Annotated in this window: 4 protein-coding genes; 3 read left to right on the top strand and 1 reads right to left on the bottom strand. The window is 39.7% G+C overall.

Annotated elements, in window-relative coordinates; genetic code table 11:
* Positions 1-2280: 2280 nt before the first annotated feature.
* On the bottom strand, positions 2281-2850 hold the full coding sequence (locus ACFIQE_RS08490; protein WP_375636911.1) for a hypothetical protein: 570 nt from the start codon (positions 2848-2850) through the stop codon (positions 2281-2283).
* An 86-nt stretch (positions 2851-2936) separates the two neighbouring features.
* Between ACFIQE_RS08490 and ACFIQE_RS08485 the strand changes: the two genes are divergently transcribed.
* The 3 genes from ACFIQE_RS08485 to ACFIQE_RS08475 all read left to right on the top strand — a co-directional run.
* Positions 2937-3131 (top strand): hypothetical protein, encoded by a 195-nt coding sequence (locus tag ACFIQE_RS08485; protein WP_375613619.1) that lies wholly within the window; start codon positions 2937-2939, stop codon positions 3129-3131.
* Positions 3132-3153: 22 nt separating this feature from the next.
* The gene (locus ACFIQE_RS08480; protein ID WP_375707532.1) at positions 3154-3495 is read left to right on the top strand and encodes a hypothetical protein; all 342 of its coding nucleotides are present in this window, start codon (positions 3154-3156) and stop codon (positions 3493-3495) included.
* Positions 3496-3510: 15 nt separating this feature from the next.
* The coding region (locus ACFIQE_RS08475) for a hypothetical protein (protein ID WP_375707531.1) at positions 3511-4056 on the top strand (546 nt) is incomplete at its 3' end.

Here is a 4056-nt window from a genome sequence, read left to right as displayed (position 1 = left end):
GGCTAGAGTGCATCCTCTTATAGATTGGATACTGCCTTATGAGGGTTTGGCAGTCTCCGTTGAGGGGAAGGATGCACTCTTTTGAAGGCTAGAGTGCATCCTCTTATAGATTGGATACTGCCTTTATGAGGGTTCGGCGGTATCCGTTGAGGGGAAGGATGCACTCTTTTGAGGGCTAGAGTGCGTCCTTTCCATGGATTGAATGCACTCTTTGGAGGCTAAAGTGCATCCATAGGGAAAGGCATATTCCATAAGAAACAGAGATAACAAAAAGATTTGTTTTTATATTTTTATTGATAGGTTGCTGTATTTGCGAGGGCTATTCATTCTTTATTCTCAATATTTAAGATGATTATGTGATAAGGGTTGTTCGTCAATACAATCGTAAAAGACGCTGATGTATTTTTATAAAAATTGAGATATTTTTGTGCCTTTTTCTTGTTTTTTTTATGTTTACACAAGATATGCACGGCTTTTCAACAGTTTGTTTTTTTAGCTTTGCTAATGGCGATGGCGTTGGCTAAACACTTCAATTGTTTTAACTGCTTCAATACCGCCTTAAAAAACAGTGCTTTATAATATGACAAAATAAGCTGTATAACTTTTGATTCTTACGCGATGCTAGAAAAAGGGGAATGTTAGGAGAGATGTTGTCTATATTCTTAGTTTATCTCTTAAGGTAGGAAGATTAACATACTTTCCGGATCTATTTTTATTCGGTTTGACGGTTAAAGAGCAATATCTGAATGGAATCACACTTGTCTCATGTTTTTATCTTCACGCTTTAGATTTTTTCTCATAGGGATTTTGTTTTTAATGGGGGATTTTGTTTTTTAATGGGAGTTTACGCGACTCACATAAAACAGAATGTTCTAAATAGAATATATTTGTGTTGCACATTTACCTACTTGTTTAAAAACATTATGTTATCTTATCATCACAATTATATTGGTGATTGGAGATATTGGTAAATCTGATAATGGAGAAATCTCTTGTGAAGTGGATAAGTCCTTCTTTAAAATCTCATAAGGAAAAGCCAGCACATTATCATGCTATTCGCGCCTCATATGATGACAGCCTTTGGCTCTTGAGCGTGTTCATAAGAGGCATTTTGATTCTTTATCTTTGAAATCTTTGAAGTGCGTTATTTCATATGTCTCTCATGTTTGTAATGTGGAAAAGACAAGGTGTTGATTGATGCAACATGAAATAAATTTAAAATGAGAGAATCCCTATGATATCTGCGTCTCTTAATTTTATATGGATAACGGGATATGATGATTATAAATCAATATGTTGTCGTGATACATCAACCTGTTGGGGGGCGATAAAGAAAGTTATCCAATAGTTAAGTCATTCTGTTATGCCGTAAAACACGGTCATTTGAGGTTTGGTGATATGAAGCAAGCTTCCTTGGATATGTTTTAAGTGTTTTTTTAAGGGCGTGGTGAATCTTTAAGACAGAGCAAGATTCTGTTGCGCCTTGAGTTTAGCGGAAAAACCTGAATAGAAGCCAAGAGGGAATGGCAAACCAAGAGGGAAGTGTATCCAAGCTGTTTGTAAATCAGATTGAGTTAAGAATCTTTGTTCTTTGAGAATGAAACGCAAGTCAATTTGACAAAAGAATGATCTATTTTGCGGGTAAACCTTATGGAGGAATTATCACAAAGCTCATAAGGAAGTGATTTAAGACAATACAGTTATAAAAAGTACAGTTATAAAAAAAAGTCCTCCGTCGCAATCAGAGGACCAAAAAGTAGGAGAATTTTAACATTGACTCGCAGGACGTGTCAAAAAAGAATAAATTTAAAAGGCCGTACTAAATACAAAAAAATCATACTTAAAGAACCTACCATATTATACTTAGCAGAGAATTGAAAAAATAGCAATATAAAAAATACTTTTTACAAAAAATTTTGTCATTTTGCATTAAAACGTAATACTTTTTTCAATTGAATATTTGTTTTAAGACTCGATATTAATTAAACTATATTTAAAAATATTATGATACATGCAAGCATCTTGATAATATTCTTCAATCAAAAACGAATTAAGAGCCCCTCATGATTATAGGACTGATATGGGGGAAGGCTTTTTGTTTTTAAGAGTGTGGGGTGTATCTTAATTATGTGTGTGGGGGGGAAGTATTGTCCTTTTGGGTGGGGGCAAGGTAATGGAAATAGGGGCGAGAGCTGCTGGATGCTTGAGCCCGTGTGGGGGAGGTTTCTTTAGAGGGGGCGGGGCAACATGGGAGGCCGCTTAAAATAGCGAGGAGGGGGATTATTCAAAATGTTTATGGTTTGCATATCCCCAATGAAATGCGAGCAAGTCTAAACAATCTCGTAAATGATCGGCAAGGGAGTTTTGTTTGCGTTTTGAAGAACTTAATTCTTTTATCGCTTGTCCATGGCCGATAACGCGTTCAAGCAGTGAATAGCCAAGAATACCCAGTTGAACTTTGATTGTTCTTAAATGATTGGAGGCTTCTATTTGACGTTCAATAGGGTGTGTGTACCCTTGGCTACAGGAAACCTTTTCACGGGTGTAGTCAAGGCTCATGTGGAGATCGGCTTGGCTTTGACGCCAGTAAAAATAAAAACGTTCTGCCGCTTTATATTGGGCTTTGCTGAGATGTCCTTTCGCATATAAAAGTGCAATGGGATGGCTTTGTGCATTGGCAATGGCATTGATGGTGCGCGGGTTGCTGGAACTTTCTCGATGATTGGGTTTAAAATAAGGATTACGCGTTTCAACAGGGATTTCTTGCGTCTTTAAATGACCAATGTGCTTTTCTTGATTTTGATGATCAAGCGGGTAGGTTTGCGTATTTTTTTTCTGCTTATGGGTCATAGCATCTCCTTAAAAATTTTAATTTTGCTTCTCGTTTTTAAAAAATGTTGCTTGCTCTAGGCAAAAGAGGGGGATGAGAGGAAGACATGTGTTGGAGTGTGCCGTGTGGGTATGCGCTCTTGGGGGTGACTTGGACTGTTGCGCTTGTGTGTGGGAGCCCCATGGATTTGGTTCTTGAAAAGAGGGGTGTTTTGTCGCATGGTGGATTTTCCTTGAATGACTTGATGGGGGAATGGCATGATGTTGCGCGGGCTTTTGTCTTTGAAGGGATTGGTGTTTAGCTGTATTGTAGCCTATGTCTCTGTGGCTGTTTATGTGGAAATGAAGGCTCTTGGGATGACGTGGGGCGTATTTTTACGAGCTGTGGCGTTTTATGGCATTCCCGGTATTTTCCTTATGTTGGGTTATGAAGTAATGCAGCGGCGTGGTGTAACGAAGGGTTTGTTCCTCAAGATGGTGTTGTTGAGCTTCATTTTGGCTGCTGTCTCTGATTTTGTTTATAAGCAAGCTGAGCATTTTGGTTTGGCTCAGGTGTGGTTTTCAAACAAGTGGGTGTTTTATGTCCTTTTGGGCTTTGTCCTTGCTCTTATTTATAGAGGGGCAAGGCGTCTTGGGTTTAGGATTTCATTCTTTGAAAAGGATTGATCTTTTGCTGCATTTTTGGCATGGTCTCTGATTTTTATTGATGAAGGAGCGGGGCGTATGGTGGTTGCGCGGGACATGTTTTTAAAGGGGCTGGCGTTTTGCGGCGTTGTTGGCATGGTCCTTGGTTTTGCTTATGAAGATGCGGGGCGACCGGCTATTACGTGGGAGGTGTTTTGGCAGGGGGTGGAGCTTTCTTGCATTGCTGGAGCTGTCCTTTGTTTTATTGTTGTGGGAGCAAACAGTAGAACTGTATCGTGGGGCGTGTTTTTCAAGGCTGTGGTGTTTTGCGCCATTGCTGTAGTGGTTCTTGGCTTTGCTTATAAGGGAGCGAAGCGTTTTGATATATCATGGGAATTTTTAGTGATAGGAGCGGTGTTTGTTGCATTGCTGGCGCTGTCCTTGGTTTTGCTTATGAGGGTGCGGGGTAAATGGATATCGCGTGGGGTGTGGTGCTTCAAGTGGGTGGTGTTTTCTTGCATTATTGGCACTGTCGTTGGGTTGGCACATGTGGGAGTAAAGCATATGGGCTGGAGCACGCTTTGGTTCTTGAACGATGGGGGG

Source organism: Bartonella sp. AA1HLJMS (assembly GCF_042197445.1).
Classification (GTDB): Bacteria; Pseudomonadota; Alphaproteobacteria; order Rhizobiales; family Rhizobiaceae; genus Bartonella.
This window is presented reverse-complemented; position numbering and strand designations above follow the sequence as displayed.

Excerpts from the sequence above, each read along its gene's own strand:
- ACFIQE_RS08485 (WP_375613619.1), top strand. The coding sequence starts at position 2,937 with ATGTGTTGGAGTGTGCCGTGTGGGTATGCGCTCTTGGGGGTGACTTGG.
- ACFIQE_RS08490 (WP_375636911.1), bottom strand. The coding sequence starts at position 2,850 with ATGACCCATAAGCAGAAAAAAAATACGCAAACCTACCCGCTTGATCAT.